The 20,217-nt window shown below is 52.8% G+C and carries 13 protein-coding genes; 3 read left to right on the top strand and 10 right to left on the bottom strand.

Annotation, left to right across the window (positions count from 1 at the left end):
• Positions 1 to 4: 4 nt before the first annotated feature.
• From NST84_RS05245 to NST84_RS05225, 5 genes are all read right to left on the bottom strand, one after another.
• A complete protein-coding gene (locus NST84_RS05245; protein WP_342564579.1) occupies positions 5 to 1,840 on the bottom strand; it encodes a sensor histidine kinase in 1,836 nt (611 codons plus the stop codon).
• Positions 1,841 to 2,127: 287 nt separating this feature from the next.
• Positions 2,128 to 8,883 (bottom strand): DUF5695 domain-containing protein, encoded by a 6,756-nt coding sequence (locus NST84_RS05240; RefSeq protein WP_342564578.1) that lies wholly within the window; start codon positions 8,881 to 8,883, stop codon positions 2,128 to 2,130.
• Positions 8,884 to 8,907: 24 nt separating this feature from the next.
• Entirely contained in the window at positions 8,908 to 9,777 is an 870-nt protein-coding gene (locus NST84_RS05235; protein ID WP_342564577.1) for a carbohydrate ABC transporter permease, read from the bottom strand.
• Positions 9,774 to 10,709 carry a sugar ABC transporter permease gene (locus NST84_RS05230; RefSeq protein WP_342564576.1) on the bottom strand — a complete coding sequence of 312 codons (936 nt, stop codon included), beginning with the start codon at positions 10,707 to 10,709 and terminating at the stop codon, positions 9,774 to 9,776. The genes NST84_RS05235 and NST84_RS05230 overlap by 4 nt, the downstream gene beginning before the upstream one ends.
• A 68-nt stretch (positions 10,710 to 10,777) precedes the next feature.
• Positions 10,778 to 12,205 carry a sugar ABC transporter substrate-binding protein gene (locus NST84_RS05225; protein WP_342564575.1) on the bottom strand — a complete coding sequence of 476 codons (1,428 nt, stop codon included), beginning with the start codon at positions 12,203 to 12,205 and terminating at the stop codon, positions 10,778 to 10,780.
• A gap of 592 nt (positions 12,206 to 12,797) precedes the next feature.
• Here NST84_RS05225 and NST84_RS05220 point away from each other — a divergent pair.
• Positions 12,798 to 13,688, top strand: coding sequence for a helix-turn-helix transcriptional regulator (locus NST84_RS05220; RefSeq protein ID WP_342564574.1), 891 nt, complete (start codon positions 12,798 to 12,800; stop codon positions 13,686 to 13,688).
• A 445-nt stretch (positions 13,689 to 14,133) separates the two neighbouring features.
• Here the strand turns inward: NST84_RS05220 and NST84_RS05215 are convergent, their stop codons facing one another.
• The 5 genes from NST84_RS05215 to NST84_RS05195 form a co-directional block, all read right to left on the bottom strand.
• Positions 14,134 to 15,102 (bottom strand): sugar phosphate isomerase/epimerase, encoded by a 969-nt coding sequence (locus NST84_RS05215; RefSeq protein WP_342564573.1) that lies wholly within the window; start codon positions 15,100 to 15,102, stop codon positions 14,134 to 14,136.
• Positions 15,103 to 15,834: a ThuA domain-containing protein gene (locus tag NST84_RS05210; protein ID WP_342564572.1), complete on the bottom strand. Its 732-nt coding sequence runs from the start codon at positions 15,832 to 15,834 to the stop codon at positions 15,103 to 15,105.
• 57 nt (positions 15,835 to 15,891) lie between these two features.
• Positions 15,892 to 16,971 (bottom strand): Gfo/Idh/MocA family oxidoreductase, encoded by a 1,080-nt coding sequence (locus tag NST84_RS05205; RefSeq protein ID WP_342564571.1) that lies wholly within the window; start codon positions 16,969 to 16,971, stop codon positions 15,892 to 15,894.
• Positions 16,972 to 17,010: 39 nt separating this feature from the next.
• Positions 17,011 to 17,934, bottom strand: coding sequence for an AraC family transcriptional regulator (locus NST84_RS05200; protein ID WP_342564570.1), 924 nt, complete (start codon positions 17,932 to 17,934; stop codon positions 17,011 to 17,013).
• Between the two features lie 176 nt (positions 17,935 to 18,110).
• Positions 18,111 to 18,659, bottom strand: coding sequence for a YhcH/YjgK/YiaL family protein (locus NST84_RS05195; RefSeq protein WP_342564569.1), 549 nt, complete (start codon positions 18,657 to 18,659; stop codon positions 18,111 to 18,113).
• A 62-nt stretch (positions 18,660 to 18,721) separates the two neighbouring features.
• Between NST84_RS05195 and NST84_RS05190 the strand changes: the two genes are divergently transcribed.
• Positions 18,722 to 19,327 (top strand): hypothetical protein, encoded by a 606-nt coding sequence (locus NST84_RS05190; RefSeq protein ID WP_342564568.1) that lies wholly within the window; start codon positions 18,722 to 18,724, stop codon positions 19,325 to 19,327.
• A gap of 118 nt (positions 19,328 to 19,445) precedes the next feature.
• Positions 19,446 to 20,183, top strand: a complete 738-nt coding sequence (locus NST84_RS05185; protein ID WP_342564567.1) for a glycerophosphodiester phosphodiesterase — start codon at positions 19,446 to 19,448, stop codon at positions 20,181 to 20,183.
• Positions 20,184 to 20,217 lie beyond the last annotated feature (34 nt).

Here is a 20,217-nt window from a genome sequence, read left to right as displayed (position 1 = left end):
GCGCTCACTCCCCCAATGTATTGTGATTGCCTTGTCCGTTCTCCGGTCTGTACGGCAGGTGCAGCAATGCTCTCGTTCCTGCTCCGGATACACTCTCCAGCCTAAGGGTATACGGCTGGCCGTAGCGGAGCCGGATACGGTCACGCACATTAGAGATGCCGATGCTGTTACCGGACCGGCCTGACGATGGCGGCACTCCTTCACCGTTCAGCATCTCCAGCGTTTCCTGCTCAATGCCGTGTCCGTTGTCACTGATCCAGATCTGCAGTTCCATGCTCTCCGGATTCACTTCTGCTCCGACCTCAATTTGCATCAGCCCGCCCCCGCTGTGCAGCGACCCGTGAAAAATCGCATTTTCCACCAGCGGCTGCAGAATCATCGGCGGAACCATCGCCTTCAGTGCATGTTCGTCAACGACCCATTCCACCTCAAACCGGTTCGTATACCGCAGCTCCATAAGCCTTATATAATGGCGCAGCAGCTCCAGTTCAGCCTCCAGCGGAACCAGCTCACTGTCCAGCTTCATATTAGCCTGCAGCAGCTTGTTCAGCGACTGGAGCAGGCGGGCAATCCCCTCGGATTGCTGCAGTACAGCGAGCATGCGGATCGAATTAATCGTGTTAAAAAGAAAATGCGGCGTAATCCGCGCCCGGAGTGCATACAGCTCCGCTTCTCTTTTTTGCCGCTCCTTCTCTTCGATGGATTCGACCAGTATACCGAGCCGTTTCACCATGGTGACATAACTGAGATGCAACTGCCCGATTTCGCCCTGCACCGGCGGTGCCGCCGGAGTGACGAACAGTCCCCGCTCCACATCACGCATGGAGGAAATCAGGCTGCGGATCGGCCTCGCCAGCCCGCGGGCCAGCAGCAGCGACAACAGCCCTGCCAACACCGTTATAATCAGCACCAGAATCATCGTGAAATTCCGGATAACGTTGGCATCTTCCAGCAGTTCGTCGCGGTCGATCAGCAGATAGCTGGTCCAGCCAAGGTATTCACTGTGGGCATACACACCGGTAGCCGCTTCCAGCCCGTCGCCAAGTGCAGGAACAGTAATCATCCCCCGTGCCGCGCCGTTGTGAACGGCTTGTTCTCTGGCTGCGCTGAGAAAACGCTGGTTGTCGGCCGTATGCGTAGAGTAGATCAGCTCCCCTTTTTCATCAGCAACCATTACATGCATGCTCTCCATTTGAAAGGAGCGGACAATCTTATCCATAAAATCCGGCCGGATATCCACCGCCACCACACCTGCCGCCGTAAAATCATCATTCAGCAGCACTCTCGAAGCCGTAATGGTCTGAAAGGGCGCGCTGTTGAACTGCCGTTCCAGCCGGAGCCCGGAAATGGCGATTCCACCGTCACGGTCGAGCGTTTCCTGGTACCACTCCTCACTCTCCGGATCGACGGCCTCATTAATGGAGGATCTGTCGCTGACTCTGTACCCGTAAGTATTTCCAGTACTGCTATAGAAGACGAGACCCTGAATCGTGGAAAAGATCGAGGGGTACGTAACGAGAAGCTTGGCGAACTGCTGCTGGCTCTCGATCTCCTGGTAGCTCCATTGATCGCGCGGTACATACGGCTGGTTCAGAATTTTGAAGATTTCCGGTGTAAAATAAGGAAAGGTGCTGAACCGGTCCACATCCTCGACCTGCCGCTGGATTGCTTCATTCAGCTGGCCGGCAATCACGCCCAGGTCTTCATTTACACGGTCTTCCAGTGTCCCGACTGATTTGAAGTACGCCATCGTGCCGATGACCATTGACGGAATAATACCTAACAGGAAGAAGGCGAGCATCAGCTTGCTCTGATAAGTGATATCGTTCCAGCGCCGCATTCTTCATTCCCCCTTAGAAGGCTTTAAATTTCATTTATTATAAGGGATAACTCCAGGCCCTGCATGAAAAAAGACACAGGAATCTTAAGACATCTGCCGGTTCAGAAAACGAATTTTCCGTCTGAAAGCCTGATATAATCACTTTTATATCTGACATCAATATCTGATGGATGTTCTGATAAATTTATGTTTTGTTAACTATACTGACACAAAAGCGGCCCCGGTCCCGTTCTTTCAGGACCAAGGCCGCTTCTTTTATTGCCTGATGCTCTTATTCCCTGATGCTCTTATTGCTGCTGCAGATAAATCTTATACAGCACCTGTGCTGCTTGTGCTCTGGTTGCCGTGCCCTTAGGATTCAGGGCTGCATGGCCCTGGCCGTTCATGTAGCCGAGCTCAACCATTGCCGCCAGATCTTCCGCTGCGTATGCTGCCACTTGACCGCTATCTGTGAATTCCTTGAGGTCTCCGGTAATATCAGCTTGTAATCCCGGATCTGCTGCCCTCAGTGCTCTGATGGTCAGCACGGCCAGATCCTGTCTGGTGATCTCCGCACCGGGATTGAAACTGCCGCCAAAGCCTACCGCGATTCCGAGAGCTCTGGCAATTCCCATTTCCTCATAGTACTGGTTAGTTACATGAATATCATTGAAGTTCGCATCGAATTCCGCTGTGAGGCCCAGTGTTCTTACGAGCCACGCCAGATACTCAATTCTCGTAACCGTGCTGTCCGGGCTAAAGTCTGCAGACGAGGTCCCGTCTATGAAGCCCTTGGAGGCCATCATTTCTACCGCCGGCTGGTACCAGGCGTTTTGCGCCACATCACTGAAGCTCTTTTTGGTGTAGGTAACGGCATACGTACCCGGCTGTGCAGTGGTAAATACGACTGCTTTTTTAACCGCATCGTATTTAGCATGCCTGATCTGAACCGGTTTGCCGTCTGCGTCAGTATGCCAGACTGTCAGATATGCGGAAGCTGCCAGTTCATTAATAGCAGGAATGTATGGAATCCGTACTTCCACTGGTGCATTCAGGCTATTCTCAGCTGCTGCTGCTCCGTCTATTTTGACAGCCAGACTAATTACTGGTCTGCTGCCGGCCATACTTTGGGTAACCGGATCAAGCTTAGGGGTGCCGGCACTTCCTATAGTCAGTTCAACAACTTTGGCATCCGCAGCCGTCTGATCCAGCATCGCAGAAGGCACCAGTATTGTACCGAAGCCTGTTATGACCTCAATTAGCACATTTGCCGGATCCGAGCGCAGTGCAGCGGCAGGAAGCTCAATCGTATATCCGCTTCCCCCTGCCATAACCGGTACTTGCACTCTTATAGTCTTTATTCCATTGCTGTCTGCCTTGGCACCCGCCAGTGCTCTATTGATATCTTCCTGACTGACAGCTAACCCTGCTGCTATGCCAGTTAACGTATCCAGCTTCAGCGCTCCAACCTTAATCACATCTCCTTCAACGGTGTTGGTCACAGGCTCCGGGGCTGGTACGTACACTGTTGCCGGCGGTGAGGTTGGTGCTGGTGTCGGTGTAGGCCCCGGGCTTTTCGTCGGCTCCGGCGTTGCCGTCGGCTCCGGCGTCTTTGTCGGCTCCGGCGTCTTTGTCGGCTCCGGTGTCTTCGTCGGCTCCGGTGTCTTCGTCGGCTCCGGCGTTGCCGTCGGCTCCGGTGTTGCCGTCGGCTCCGGCGTTGCCGTCGGCTCCGGCGTCGGTTCCACAACCGGATTACTTATGACAACTGTAAGGGATAGGCTCGCATAATGCGTTGCCGTTTCCTTAAATCTCACCTCATAGGTTCCTGCTTCAAGCCCTGTAACCTCTGTACCTGTGACGGCCGTCCAGTCCCCGGCATCTGCTCCCTGGAGCCGGTATTCCATCGCTGAGGTTAAACCAGTGAGTTTCCCGTCCTTAGCATCAGCTACACTGACATCCACACCTTTAACCTCTGCAGCAGATGGCGGCTCTTGCTGCTGCTTCTGCCCTTCCTGACGGATTGCCTCCCATTCCCATAAGCCCACGCCATTGTCCCCTGCGGCTGACTGCTTCGTCATCGTAACCCGCAGCGCTTTAACCTCAAGCGCGGGATCGAACGCATACGGGTTCACGGATTCTGCAGGATTATGCTCAACCACCTTGATGCCCCCGGTGACTGTTCCCGCTGTAACCCATTCATTCGTTACACTGTTCAGTGGAATATAAGAATACACGTACTTGGTAGGCGGCGTAATTCCGCCTGCATCCGACCACAGCACCAGATTGGAGCTTTGGATGACAGCACCCTGCGGCCAGTCATACTGCACCCATTCCGCTGATCCTGCATTGCCCCAGGTTCCCCAGTGCGACAGGTTAGTTCCTGTCTTTTTCCCGTCATTCACCGCGGCAAGGCTTTCCCATGGCGAGGTATAGCTGGATGATACATTGGCCAGATAGGCCATATTGTTATCGCGCGGACTGAGCAGACGCAAGTCGGTCAGCAGCTTCTCCAGCGCCTGGGTAACTTCGCCGTCTGTGGCAGCCAGATTTTTAATCACAGCGGAAGCTTCAGCCTTAGCCGCTTCAACCGGCGCAAGACCCGGTGCGTTAAAGTTCGCAGCGTTCAAAGTATTAACGTAGTTATATACCTTAATCAGCTCCGCCTTAACTACCGCACCTGTATAGCCGTAGACTTTCCATTCCAGAATCCCGCTGCCATTGGCGGTCGGCTTCATATCCATCCGTACGCCTGTAATATAAGCAGGCTCAAAGGTGGTTGTGTTGTATTTGTTCAGCTCATTGCCAAGCCCCTTCACGGCTCTCGGGGTATACCATTTGCCGTCCCCGTCACGGAGCATCAGCTGCATCTCCTTCGGACGGAAGTTTCCGCCGCCGTCCTGGAATACGTAGACATCCATGGAGGAGGCCAGGAACGGCTGATCCCATTCATAGGTGACCCAGGCCGGATCTCCTTCCCGGCCCCAGTTATGCCATGCACTGTTCGGTGCACCGCGGTTCGGCGAGAAATCGCCTGAGCTTTTGGGCTCAATGCCGTTGTTCATCGCTTCCGGATACCCGTCACCGCCGGAGAAGCTGGCGGACGGTTTAGCGGTTAGCGCGGCATTTGACAGCCCGGAATTCACGACATATACGGCAGCGCGCACCTCAATATCACTATCTGTGACTGTGCCTTTGGCTTCAAACTGACCCGCAGCTCCATAGCTGGCCGGATCAATGGTATCCCACTGAATGTCCCGCTCCCCGTAGCCGTTTTCCGACAGGACATTTACCTTTCCAGGAAGAACAGGAGCTATGTCCTTTTTGGTTACTGTGCTAAGTGCGCGGTATGCATCCACAGTGTCCTCTTTGATCTCAATCGTGACATCCTTGCTGCCTAGTTTGTCATCGTCTGATGCCGTAAAGGTAAACACATAAGTGCCTGCCTTGCTGACGCGGGCATACGCTGTCTCTTTATTACCGGCGACAAAAATAACCTCACCGGCACCCTCCGGCTTCTGCTTAACCGTCCACGCATAGGTCAGCTCAGGCTCAAATACCGCACTGTGCACCGGATCGGGAATGGCTGTACCGGACAATATGACAATGCTGCTGTTGGCAATATCCTGTACGGCAGACACCTGGCTGATTACCGGTGGCTGCTTCTCAGGCGGCGCAGCCAGCTGGAAGGTTACCTCGCCGGAGCCGGTCTCCGCCCCGTCACCTGCGGTAAGCCGGAGCGTATAGGTGCCTTCTTTTGAACCCGTAGCCTGTGTAATGTTTGCCTTCGGATGATTAAAGGTAAGCTTGCCGCCTTCCGGCGTGCTGACGATCTCCCACTGGTAGGTGAGGCTGCCGCCCGGCGCACCGTCATCGGTTACAATGCCGTTCAGCATAAACGGAATCAGCGCCTGCGGCTTTTCCACCGCAACCTTTGCCGTCACCTGCGGAGCTTCATTTTCGCCGGTATCGGCCTTTTCGATGACCAGCTCACCCGTCTTTGCACTGCTCATATGGAACATGGCGGTACCTTTATTGTTCTGTACATAGAACTGTCCGGCGTCTGCACCGTCCAGCTTCATTGTATAGTAGCCGTTCCCGATGCCCGCCCCGTCAAAGGTAATCCGCGAAGCATGCTCCTTCTCCGTCGTATTCTCAAGCTGCAGGGTAAAAGCTTTACCGTCTTTGCGGATGTCCGCGCTTGTCACCTTATCGTTCCCGGACACCAGATACATCTTCTCATCCAGCAGATTGATCCGTCGGCCGAACCCGTCTTTTGGCGTGATCTGATAGCTGTCTCCTCCGTCCGTAACCTGGGCGCCGTATCCGAACAGCCCGAATACCGGATCAGTCACAATATCGGCGCTGATGCTGAGCAGGGAACCGTACAGGCCTTCCTCCGCTTCGCCGGAAAAATCATTCCAGCCATTATTCATCACCCGCGAGCCGCCGTCAAATACATCCTTGGTGCCGGTTCCACCCTTATACATGGAATATCTCCACGAGGTGCTGCCCACAGATTGCGCCGCAATCTGCCCCATGTTAACGGCATTGAAGTTAGAAATCTTTGCTGCATAGTTGCGCTGCTGGGCGATCGCGGTCTGCTCCTCCGACCTGCCGTCATCCTCGTAGCGCAGCCAGTCATCCATAATATAGCCTGCCAGTGAGGCGGTGTACTGGAAATTCCACCAGCCTTCGCCGCCGCGGAACACCGGTACCGAATAATGGAACCAGGTTGGCTGAATACCGCGCATGGCGCGTGTCTTCCAGTCAGCCATCTCCATGCTCTGCTCGGCTGCGGCTGCGCGTCCGTCATTCGGATAGTAGGTGCGCAGCGCCTTGGCTGCCGCATAAGCCCCTTCCTCTCCGGTATTGTCATACTCAAACTCGGAGCCGTACGGATAACTGGCATTGGTCATATTCCGGCCTTTATCCAGAGCGAATTTCCGCTGCAGATTAGCTGACTCTGTAAGCATGCCCTCTTCCTTCAGCGCCTCGATCATATCCGGGATCTGCTGCTCGCCGTAGAACCCGATGGCTCCGCTGGACACCCGGTTGTAATAGATTCCGTAGGCTTTTTCCAGATAATATTGCGGGGACTCCCGGTACTCAATCAAGCTTGGATAGGCCTTCTGAATCCGGTACATGTTGAAGAAGCCGGTCGCTTCCATCATTTCCGAGAACGCCCGGGTATACGGCTGCTCTTTATCCGTAAAAGCCCCCGAATCTCTGAGGTAGTTCGCTACCGTATAGCTTTTCTGTGTATTTTTCATATACCGTTCCCACATGAAGTCGATCAGGTACGTTTCGATGGAGCTGATTTCAGCAGGATCGGGATCAAGCACATTTTTCATCGTCATGAAGTTGATATTATCGTGGCTCCAGTCATCCCCCCAGTGGCTAGTGTTCTTGTCGAGGCCGCCGGTGAGATACCAGTCAAAATAGTTGCCGTACGTCGGACTTTTCGGGTCCTTATCCTGCGTCTGCTCCACCATAAATTCCGAATGAGCCTGTGACGTCTGGTCAAGCTCAGCCAGCACATTGAATTCATACTGGGTGAATTTATCGACCCATTCATCGCCAACCTTCAGCTTGTAATTCACACGCACACTGTTATTGCCGATGGAACCGAAATTCAGCGAATAGATATGATGCTGTTCACCGTCAACTACCTTTGTCTCTACGAACTCGTAAGCTTCATCGTAGCCCGGATTCCCGTCAGCCAGGCCGCGGCCGGTGCGGGAGTTGTTGACCATCTCTGCTCTTGTTTTGCCGGGCTTGATGTCCGGGATATGTTCTTCGTCAAACGGATCATTCTCGTCAACGCTCTGAATCTCGATCGACTGTACGTCAATGAGGCTGTCATCATAGTGCAAATCCAGCTTGGCAGGCATGTTAATCGCGGTCTGGAAACCCGGCACCGCCACGGCATCGATCATGCCTGACTTGTACAGGATGGACCGCAGATTGGCTTCACGGTCTTCCATTGAGGTGGAGCTGTTATTCGGGCTCTGGGCATTAGCCTGCGGCGTGTTGTCGCCTGCCCGGACGGCGGAGAATTTGAACTTGTACGTCTGCTCCTGATCCGGTCCCAGCACCAGACTGGAGGCATCGGTAAAATAGCCGCGTCCGGTCTTCCGGATATCCTTCGAGTGGATATACAGCACATTCAGCCCCGGGTACCAGCCGCCGCTGTCGCCGGTCCAGTTCGCGAACGTGTTGCCGGCACGCAGCTCTCCGCTTTCCTGCATCCAGTAATCCACATATTCGATCCGCGCGCCGCTCTCCGGCACTGGGCTAAACAGCATGAAGTTGCCCTCGCCGCTGGTACGGATCGCATAGGAATACCCGCTGTCCGCACCGGCAAAATTATGCACGGTTACCCGGTCATCATAAGTATCGGATAAGGTACGGTATTTGTTGTTCCAGGGCATCGGCAGGCCGATATCACCGAATTCAATATATTTGCTGCTCTTGTTCTTTAGCGTTATTTCCCACAGCAACGAACCGTCTTCAGTATCCATATCGAATACCGACTTTACGTCAAAGCCCTTCATCACCCGCTGGGCGGTTGAATCCAGATTTTGTCCCAGAAAGTTGACTTCTACCTTTTTGCCGTCTGCTGAAGCTGTTTTTTTGATATACGGGTTATCCGGGTTGATGGTGGAGACTCTGGTTGATCCGCCGGCGGCCAGTGTTTTATTGGTATCCACTTCTGTAAAGCCGTCTCTGTTATCGGGGAATTGCCCGCTGTCACCTGTACGGTACGAAAAAATCATTTCACCCATCCACTGGTGCTGGACATCATTCTGCGGTGAGGTCGTATTCGGCAGCACAAAATTGATCGGTGCCCCTTTTTTATTGACAGGGTTATTGTTGATGTACAGCTCCTCAATCTGGCCCAGATCACCGACTTTGGCAGACAGGCTGGCATTGGCGATGTCGTTCTTTACAGCGGCTGCCAGCAGTTCTGCACCTGCCGCGGATTCTGCACCTGCATACAGCGGTACTGCCTGAAAAAGCATCAGCAGCGCAACCGCCAGCGGCTTCAGTTTTCGTGAGTTCATTCCCATGATAACCTCCCGTTCGGACTAATTTTTTAATCCGGTGAGCGTAATTCCCTCTACAAAGTACCTTTGACCAATCAGGTAAAAAAGAACACCCGGCGCAAACGACAGACAGGTTGCGGCCATCGTCAGCGGCCAGTCGCTTTTGAGCTGGCCCCTGAAGTTGGTCAGGCCGAGCGCAATCGTATACTTATCGCTGGAGTTAATGTAAATCATCTGCTGGAGCAGATCGTTCCATAGCCCGATGAAGATAAACAGGGCAACGACGATCATCGCCGGGCGGATCGCCGGCATGATAATGCTGAACAGGATGCGGAAGTAGCCCGCACCGTCAATGGTTGCAGCCTGATCAAGCTCGCGCGGGATCGACACAATAAACTGGCGGATCAGGAAGATGTTGAAGGCCCCGCCCCCGCAAAAGTAAGGCAGAATCAGCGGCCAGTAGCTGTCGTTGAAGCCAAGACCCCGCGTCCAGCCGATATAAAGCGGAATGAGCGTTACCATGGCCGGCAGCAGCATGGAGCCTACGCAGAGCGCCCAGAGCAGGCTTTTCCCTCTGAACCGCAGCCTTGCAAAGGCATATCCGCACAGCGTAGCCGTAAAGGTCCCTGCCAGACAGGAGGGAGTGATAATAACCATCGTGTTCCACAGATACTTCCAGAATTTAAAGATCTCCAGCGTCTTCTCATAGTTGGAGAACAGCCAGTTCTGCGGCAGTAACGAAGGCGGATACTGATAGATTTCCGCATTGGTCATGAGCGAGGTGCGGAAAATCCACCAGATGGGGAAAATGGCGATCAGCGCAAATAATACGACGACGGCAAAGGTCAGGATATTCATTGTTCTGTTTCTGCGCTTTTTACTTTTTAATCTGCCGTATGCTGCTACACTCACTTGTCGTCGCCTCCTTCATTAAAAATCCACCGGTTCGACGTCTTGAACAGCACAGTAGTAAAGACAGCAAGAATAGCGAAAATAATCAGCGTGGTTGCGCAGGCATAACCGAGCCGGTAATTTACAAAGGCCTGGTCATACATCAGATAAGTCAGGAACCGTGACGAGTTGCCAGGGCCGCCGTTTGTCAAGGCCAGTGCCGGTGTGACAACCTGGAGATTGGCAATCAGGCTCATCAGCAGGTTGTAGAAAATGATCGGTGTCATGCACGGCAGGGTAATATGCAGGAAGCGCTTCCAACCGCCCGCTCCATCCATCTCGGCTGCTTCATGATAGACGACCGGAACATTTTGCAGACCAGCGAGGAAAATAACGATCAGATTCCCCGACAGCCAGACTGAAATCAGAGACAGCGACGGAACGACATAGCTGGAATCCGCGATAAAAAGGATTTTATTCAGGCCCATTTCCGAGAGCAGATAGTTAAAAAAGCCGAAATTCCCCTCGTAAAGCCACGACCAGCCCACGTAGATGGCAGCAGCAGGCAATACATACGGCACATAAAACACAGCCCGGAAAAAGCCCCTTGCCGGAATTTTCCGGTTAAGCAGCATCGCAATAAACAGTGAATAGATCATGCTTCCGGCTACGGAAAGGAAAGCAAAATAAATCGTCGCAATAATCGAATCCTTAATATAAGGGTCGGTTGTAAACAGCTTGATATAGTTATCAAGGCCGATGAACTCTGGACTCTTCAGCCCCGTCCAGTTGGTCAGGCTGATCCCCAGCACCCCGGCAAGCGGCAGGTACGTCAGGAAGATTAGTCCCAGAAAAGCAGGAATCAGACAGATATACGCAACGCGCGCCTCGCCTGCATGAATGCGGGAATGCTTACGGGGACGGCGTTTCTGTAGATTAGTAATGGTTTCCATATCTCGCGCTCCCTCACAAGTGGAGGCTGGCCGCCGCACAGCAGTGCCGGCGGCCGGGCCTCATTTCTTTATTTGTTGCCGGCGTGTACAGCTTTCAGCGCTTCAAGATTTTTAGTGATCGCTTCTTTGGCGGTTGTTTTTCCGGTCCAGACATCACCCAGAACGGAGCCGAGCAGCGTATTGAAGTCAGTTGTATAGTTCGTATAGAACCAGGCAGCCGGTCTTGCGGCCGGGGACTGGGCATAATCAACGACTGCTGACTTGTATTCGTCGTATGGCGGGAAGTTCGGATTTTCCACCCATTTGCGGGTAAGCGTCTCATCCTTATACCATTTATCCAGCGTTGGCATCCAAATGCCGGAGGAGATCAGCTCCCAGTTGTTTTCCTCCGAGTTATACCATTTCAGCCATTCCATTGCTTCCTTCGGATGCTTGGTCTGGGAGAAAACAACGTTGGCGCCGCCTGTGCTGATTGTCACCTTATCCTTCATATAAGGCAGGACAGCTACCCCATAATTCAGTCCTTCTTCCTTGGCCGAGTTCAGGCTGGTTCCTACATTCCACTGGCCGTTTGTCGCCATAGCGACTGTACCGGCAATCACTGTCCGCTGGATACCGTCATCGGTCTGTCCGACGGACAGCGGGGCAACATGGTCCTTCAGATACAGGTCAGCCACCCGCTGGATGGCTTCCATGCTGGCGTCTTCGCCGATCCGTACCTCTGAACCGTCTTCGGAATAGAAGCCCCCGCCATTGCTGAGCGCCCAGGCTTCCAGCTGCCATGGAAGATTTTCGACGGAAGCGCCGAACTGGACGATACCCTGCTCATTAAACCCGTCCTCGCCGGGATGCTTGCCGTTCTTGTCAATCGTCAGCTTCTTGGCTGTATCTACGAATTGCTCCCATGTCCACGCCTGATCCAGCACAGCCGGAGGATACGCAACTCCTGCTTTATCAAACATGTCTTTGTTGTAATAGAGCAGGAGAATTTCATTGGCGGCAGCATAGGCCACGGTATTGCCATTGTGTTTGTAGGCCAGACTGTCGAGCGGCTTGCTGTCACTGCCCTCATACATAGCGCTTACATCATTCAGCATGCCTTCGGAGGACCACTGGATGACGCCATCCTCCTTCAGCATTCCTGTATCCGGCAATTGCCCTGCCGTTGCGAGCGTGTTCAGCTTGGTCATGTAGTTCTCCCAAGGGATTGCCTGCACTTCGACTTCAATTTTGTCCTGCGATGCATTGAACCGGTCCGCCACCGCCTGGGTCGTACTCCCTTCTGCCGCACTGCCCCACATCGAGTAGACAATTTTGACCTTTTCCGCAGAGGCTTCGGAGGTTTTGGCCGGTTCCGCAGTTTTGCTTGCCGTGTTCCCTGTGTTTCCCTTATTTCCTGTGTTTTCCGTGTTCGACGCGTTATTCCCGCAGCCGGCGGTGCTCACCATCAATGCAGTCAGGATAAGACCTGCTCCAAGTTTTTTAGCTGTTTTCATTGCTTTTGATCTCCCCTCATCTTTTGTTAAACGTTTAAATAAAATCGAAAGCAAAAGTCCTTCTGCAGCTTAACAAACCCTGTCACTTTTCCCCTACAGTATATTTACAAGTCTGAGCTTTATAACGCAATTATCAAAAGAAACATGATGTTTAACAGGTTCAAAGCGGATCTGGCCTGATATCAGGTTAAACTCCTCCCCCCTTACAACAGCTCAAGCTTCAAGATAATCGTTTAACAAAGAATCCAAGCTTCGTGATCTCCCCTGTTTTAATTGAGTGTTACTGCTCTTCCCCTCCCCTGTTACGGAAGCGCTTACTTCATTTTAGCACCCCCCATTTCAATTGAAAAACCGTTATTACAACCTATATTTATAAAATTTCAATCTTTTTGCGCGGATGAGGTGTGCCGGGGTCTCAATCAACCTGTCCAACAAAAAAATAGTCCAAAATAAAGACAAATGATTATATATTTTCACTGCGATACATAACCCTTTACTTCTTTTAAGAGTTGGGATACATTGGGTGAAACAGACAAGGCAAACCGGTATGCTTTTCATAATTGCAACCTATGGAGATGGAGGAGCCTGTTATATGAACGCGCCCATCCTGCATTTTATTTCGCCGCCGATTCCCTATTTTGTGGACTGCGGGCATGCCTCCTACGAGATTGGTGATTATCATATAGACCGCAACTGCATAGGGGTGTTTGATTTAATCGTGGTTGTCAAAGGCCTTCTGCCGGTCGGGGAAAATGGTATTTTGCGCGAGCTGGGTGAAGGTGAAGGCGTGATCCTCCTGCCGGACGGCCATCATTACGGGTTCGCCCCCTGCACGGTGCCGACCGAAATCATCTGGATTCACTTTCAGACCTTTGGCAGCTGGCAGGAATGTGCCGATATGAATGAGTGTCTCCTTAATCAGCAGCTCCTGTTCGAGGAGCACAAGAATAAAGCCTATGTCCATCACACTGATCTCTGCTCCATCTTTCTGCCGAGGATTCTGAAGATCTCCGCCAAGGCCATGGAGCTGCTGGAGTTATTTTTTGAGCAGGAATCGGAGCCGAAATCCCTCCGCAACTGGCGGCGGCAGGCCAGCTTTCAATCCTTCCTGCAGCATCTGGACCGGAGCCTGGCTTCACCGAGCGATGCAACCGCAATCCATCTGGCGGAGCAGATTGAGCTGTACATCCGGAACAATTACATGCACGACCTCACCAATCCTGTTCTGCAAAAGGAACTGAACTACCACCCGAACTATCTGGCCAAAAGCATGCTGAAGGTCTTCGGCATGACGCCGATGGCCTACCTGCAATATTACCGGATCGAGCAATCCAAGCGGCTGCTGCTCCAGACCTCCTGGTCTGTAGCACGTATTGCCGAGGAAGTCGGCTTCCATCATGTATCGCATTATTCCTCCTGCTTCTCCAAGAAAGAGGGACTCTCCCCTTCGGCTTTTCGCAGCAAGTTTGTGAAGGAGCGGTAGTGCCTTGTTTGAGTTCTGTTTGAGTTCTGTTTGAGTTTATATGGAGTGCAGTTGGAGACGCGAGATGCAGCTTAACTGCAGTTTGTACAACTAAATCAGGCATAAATTTGGTTTTATGCGTTATAAGTGTATTTTGTGCAGCTAAAATGAGCCCGGCAGCGTCATTTTAGCGTTATTCTGTGTTTTTAAGTGTACAAAGTACAGTTAAACTTCATTTTCAGCAGAAAACAGCTATTTTAGTTGCACAAACTACAGTTAAACCTCAAAACAAACCATTCCAAAGTAAAATAACCCCACTAAGCGGGGCTTCAATGTAGGCTGGTGCAGGGGCATCGCCGTGACCCAAAAACCTATACACTTTTTTATCAAAAAACACACCCTCTTATCAAAAAAAGCCGTCCCTCCCGGGAACGGCTTCTTTACAATACTATGTTACTCCAACCCTTTAAGCCCACCACATATCCAGCGGCTGCTCACGGATCAGGATCGACTGCAGGTTAGTTACAGCACGCTGGAAGCCTTCGTCCACCGACATCAGCGGATCTTCGTGCTCGATGCTCACCACATAATCATAGCCGTAGGTGCGCAGCGCGCTCATAATATCCGACCATTCGGACAGGCTGTGGCCGCAGCCGACCGAGCGGAACGTCCAGGCCCGGGTCTGCACATCGCCGTAAGGCTGCATATCGGTCAGTCCGTACATGTTAATGTTATCCTGATCGAGGTAAGTGTCCTTGGCGTGGAAGTGATGGATCGCTCCGGCCTTGCCGAGGATCTTGATTGCGCCGACCGGATCAATCCCCTGCCACCACAGATGGCTCGGATCAAGGTTAGCACCGATCGCATCGCAGGTTGCTTCTCTCAGCTTCAGGATCGTGTAAGGCGTGTGGCACAGGAAGCCGCCGTGCAGCTCGATGCCGATCTTCACGCCATGCTCCTCTGCCAGCTGGCCGATCTCTTTCCAGTAAGGGATCAGCTTCTGCTCCCACTGCCAGGTCAGAATGTCGCTGTACACAGTCGGCCAAGGTGTAACCGGCCAGTTCGGCGCTTTAGCGTCATCGCTGTCTCCGGCCGTGCCGGAGAAGGTATTAACAACCTGAACGCCCATCAGTGAAGCCAGCTTGATCGACTTGCGCAGAATTTCATCGCCCTGACGGGCCTCTTCCTTGTCAGGTGAGATCGGGTTATTGTGGCAGCTGAACGCGCTGATCATGATGCCGCGGCTGGTGAACTTTTCGAGGTAAGCCCTACGGGCTTCCTCGCTGGCCAGCAGCTCGTCCGTCGGACAATGCGGGTTCCCGGGGTTACCGCCTGAGCCGATTTCGACGGCGTTCAGGCCTGCAGCTGCGATTTTATCGAGCATCTCTTCAAGAGTCAAACTTCCGAATACGGGATCAAATACGCCTAATTTCATCTATACGCCCACCTTTTCACGAATTGGCTCCAGAGCCTGGGAATGGCCGTATACCGGATAATCGCGCTTGGTCGGTGCGCACCAGTTTACGCCGTTGATGATAACCTTTTGGATTTCTTTATGGTAATAAGTCGGATGGGATTCATGGCCCGGCTGAAAATAAAAGATTTTGCCGCTGCCGCGCCGGTAGGTTGAGCCGCTCGGGAACACGTTGCCGCCCTCGAACCAGCCGACAAAAACCAGGCTCTCCGGTGCCGGCACATCAAAATGCGCCCCGTACATCTCTTCCTGCTCCAAATCAATATATTCTCCGATGCCCTCGGCAATCGGATGGCTCGGGTCCATCACCCAGAGGCGTTCCTTCTCGCCCGCTTCGCGCCACTTCAGATCGCAGCTGGTGCCCATCAGCTTCATGAAGATTTTGGACATGTGGCCGGAATGCAGCACAATCAGTCCCATTCCCTGCAGCACACGGTTGTACACCCGGTTCACGATCTCGTCTGCGACCTCCTGATGGGCGATATGGCCCCACCATACCAGTACATCCGTGTTATTCAGCACTTCTTCCGTCAAGCCATGCTCCGGTTCATCCAGCGTAGCGGTTTCCGTATCAAACCCGGCTTCCTCAAGAAATCCGGCGATCTGCGCATGGATGCCCAGCGGATACACCTGGCGGATGCGCTCTTCCTGCAGCTCATGGCGGTACTCATTCCATACAGTTACTCTTGTCACTTCTCGGACACACTCCTAAATGGATCTATATTGATTACATTGATGTTAATTTTGGGCCTAGTCTTCAAAAAATACCGGCATTCCCGTTTCGGATGACTTATAGATGGCCTCCAGAATCCGGGTTACCACCAGAGCCTGCTCCGGTTTAACAACCGGCTCTGTATCATTAATAATGCTGTCGATCCACTGCGTGGCTTCAACCAGTGCCGGATCTTCGCCCGCACCGTCGTAGAAGTCTACGCCGGCAGCATCCAGGCCGATATGCTTCTCGAATGTTTTACCGTACTCTTCGCCGTTGATGCGCAGGCCTTTTTCCATATCGGCTCCGCCCTCTGTACCGCAAAGCGTCGTCTTCGCTTCACCGACATCCAGGGTGTTCAGCGCCCAGCTGGCTTCAAGCACAATGGTCGCGCCGTTTTGCATGGTAATGAAGCCGATCGCCGAATCCTCTACCGTGAATTTCTCCGGGTCCCACGGGCCCCAGGCGTTGGCGGCGTTTTTACGGCCGGACAGCTTATGATAAGCATTGCCTACCGCATATTTCGGCTTGTAGTTGTCCATCATCCACAGCGTCAGGTCGAGCGCATGGGTGCCGATATCGATCAGCGGGCCGCCGCCCTGTGCTTCCTCATCCAGGAATACGCCCCAGGTCGGTACCGCGCGCCGGCGGATGGCCTTGGCTTTAGCGTAGTAGATTTCTCCGAGGTCATTGTTCTCACACATCCGGTGGAGGTAAGCGGAATCAGACCGGAAGCGGTTCTGGTAGCCGATCGTCAGCTTTTTTCCGGTACGCTTGGCCGCATCAATCATGGCCTGTGCTTCCTCAGTCGTCTTCGCCATCGGCTTCTCGCACATGACGTGCTTGCCTGCCTCCATCGAAGCAATCGAAATTTCCGCATGGGAAATGTTCGGGGTACATACATGAATCACATCTATAGTTGTATCTTTCAGCAGCTCTTTATAGTCTGTGTATACCGCTGCGTTCTCATCTCCGAATTCCGCTTTGGCCTGCTCGGCCCGTTCAGGCACGATATCGCAAAAAGCCACCATAACAGCGCCTTCCACTTTCTTTAGTGCCGGCATATGCTTGCCGGTTGCGATGCCGCCGCAGCCGATAATTCCCACTTTTAAGGTCATCCCTGATTTCCCTCCAACATTGTTGTGAACTCTCTGCCTCTAATCATACAAACTCTGCGAAGCGCTTTCTTCCTGCATTCTTGCCCTGTTATTCCTGAATATTGTCTTGTGATATTTCAGCGGTGAAATGCCGGTTGCCGACTTAAAAAAATGGTGGAACGTCTTCACGCTGCCAAACCCTGCGGCCTCAGCTACGGCAGACATCGGCAGATCCTCGTTGAGCAGAATCCATTTGGCTTTGTTCAGCCGGTATTCATTGAGGAAGGCGATGAAGGTCATGCCGGTATGCTTTTTGAACAGCTTGGTAAAATAATACGGGCTGAAGCCCATATGTCCGGCCACCTCATTAAGGGTAATCGGCTCCTGGTAATGCTGCTCGACATAGATAAAAATCCGCTCCAGCCGCTCCAGCGTCTCCCGGGACTGTGACAGGGTATTCTCCGAGAATTTTGGCAGCCTGCCGGCGTTATTCCTGGGCACTTCCCGTAAAATCACGGTCAGCAGCTCAAATAAACGGGCTTTGATCAGATAGGCGTACCCTTCCCCGCGCCGGGTGTCCTCCTCATATATACTTTCGATCAGGGAGATCATCCGCCCGGCCGTCTCCTGAGGCCAGCTGGAGCTGGAATGCTCCATCGCTGTAAACACATCCCGCAGCGAAAAATCATTGCCGCAGGTGGCGGCCAGCTCCTGAAACAGGCTCAGATCAAACTGAAGTACCACCCGTTCACTTTCCGGTGAAGCGAGAAAATAATGCACATCCCCGCCGTTGATAAACTGCACTTCCCCCTGTTCCATGCGGATTGGAGTATCATTTATTCCCAGATTTAGTCTTCCCTTAGTTACGTAAATCATTTCGATTTCTTTATGCCAGTGCGGATAACACAGCTCATCCCCGCCGCAGATCAGGCTGCGGAAAGGAAAATGCTTGTCCACATCCGGAAGCTCGAGATAAATGCTCATAAGTGCGGCTCCTTGTATGTGTGGTTCATTTTGTGCGGATTATGATAGTCATGTTATATTCTAAGGCTATCGTACCTTAACCCTGTACGCAAAAACAAATACCGGAACCGCCTCTGGAAGCAACGCAAAAAGGAGCCTGTCCGGCTCCCCGATTACACACATATAGCAGCTACATGCTACAGCTTAATCTTCAGTACAACCTTGCGCACTGCTTCCTTGCTGCCGGCCTCGATTCCGGTCATATGGCCGTCCTGCGGATAGCAGACAACCAGTGCCCCAGGTCCTGCAGTTACCGCAGATTTCAGTTCACCACTGAAGAACACGGCGTCCTTTTCCGCGCTGTATTCTTCCTTTACCGTAAGCTGCTCAATGGCCGCATAGCCGATCCGCTCCGTGCCTTCCAGGATATAGTGCAGATCCAGATAAATCCGGTGTGCTTCCCAGAAGCAGTCCCCGGCATCCTTGGTTTCATACTCATTAATGAAATAGAACATATTCTCATCGACTTCATGACGTCCCGCCGCCTGTCCGCTGAAATCCGTGTCCCGCAAAAAACGCAGCCCCGCCCGGATTTCCTCCCCGTAAGCAGCCTCATTCTCCAGCAAATGTCCCAGTGTATCTGCGATCAAGCCGATCATCTCCTGATTCTCTGATTTTATCACCGCACCTGCGGCATACAAAAAAGAATAAATGATTCCATATGCCGCAGCTATGCATTTGTTCACGCTTTCCCGGCATATTCTTCTACTAGCAACGCTTCACAAACCCTTTTTAGGAGGCGTAAAAAATGCTGATCTTCCTGATGTACATGTTCGCTGTGCTGGGGATAAGCCTGCTGCTGGCGGCAGCGGTGCTGAAGTTCCGGCTCTCCCACCCCTCATCCAATCTGGGGAAGCTGGCCCGGGCGCTCAGCTCCTTTAACCTGCCATTTCCCCGGCGGTTCGTAACTCCTGACAAGTCGCATATGATTGCCCTTGATGAAGCCGGCAGAACGCTGGCCATCGGCAGCTGCAATCCCCGCAGAGGAGAGCAGGCGACGGCGCAAGCGTACACTTTTGACACGATACTGGGTTCAGAGATTGTTGAAAATGCCCTGACCCTCACCAAAGTCAGCAAAACAAGCCGGATCACGAGCAGCCCTGTCAGACCGGGTACGGCAGCGGCCAGAGCTGCACACAGCTCCCAGCAAACAGATGATTCTTCCAGCGGAAATGCCGAGGAGGTCAGCGAGCTTACACTCAAAATCTATTTTGCCAGCGCCGATACACCTGTCCTGTCCATCCCCTTTCTCCCTGGAATGGCACCGGCCAGAAAGTCGGATGTGCAATATTCCCTGGCTTTTTCAGAAGCTCAGCATGTGCATGAGGCTATCCGCGAGATTGTCTCGGCTTAGTGTGTCCCCGGGTAAGAATAGATCAGGACGGACAGGATTTCCTGCTGTAATATGGAATATGAACAAGAGCCTGCAGCAAGCAGGAGCAGGAAATCCATAAACCGGAGGGAAACAACCTATGAACAGCATCATCAATTTTGCGCATCGCGGCGCATCTGCGGTCTGCCCGGAAAATACGATGGCGGCATTCCGCAAAGCACTTGAGCTTGGAGCTACAGGGATTGAAATGGACGTCCAGATGTCGCTTGACGGAGGACTGGTGATTATACATGATGAACATCTTCGCCGGACTGCCGGAGCTGAAGGATATGTTAAGGACAAGACGCTGAGCCAGCTGCTGGAGCTGGATGCCGGTTCATGGTTTGGGCCGGCATTTGCCGGAGAACGCCTGCCTGTGCTGGAGGAGCTGCTGGACCTGCTGAAGGACCGGGATACCGTGCTCAACATTGAGCTGAAGAACGGAACGTTCCTGTATCCGGGGATGGAGGAAAAGGTGATCGCCGCCGTGCGGGATTACGGGATGAGTGAACGCGTGGTGCTGTCGAGCTTTAACCACTACTCTCTGGCTTACTGTAAAACACTGGCCCCTGAGATCCGTACAGGGATTCTGTATTCGGAAGGCTTGTACCGTCCGTGGGACTATGCGGCCAGTCTGAATGCGGACGCGCTGCATGCTTATCATTATGCAGTATTGCCGGAGTTTGTAGCCGGGGCTGCTGCTGCGGGAAAGGTGTATCACCCGTGGACCGTCAATGATCCTGAAGTAATGAAATCCCTGATCGCTGCCGGAGTCGCAGGCATTATCACCGACTACCCGGATGTGCTGGCCGGACTGCTGGCTGACAGACAGGCATAATATTGCAGTAAAAAAGGGTCCGGGCGGCAGCCGT

Origin of the sequence: Paenibacillus sp. FSL R7-0345, from assembly GCF_038595055.1 — a bacterium.
In the GTDB taxonomy this organism is placed as follows: domain Bacteria; phylum Bacillota; class Bacilli; order Paenibacillales; family Paenibacillaceae; genus Paenibacillus_AQ.
Note: the sequence above shows the minus strand (reverse complement) of the source record. Positions and strands in the feature narration are given on the sequence as shown.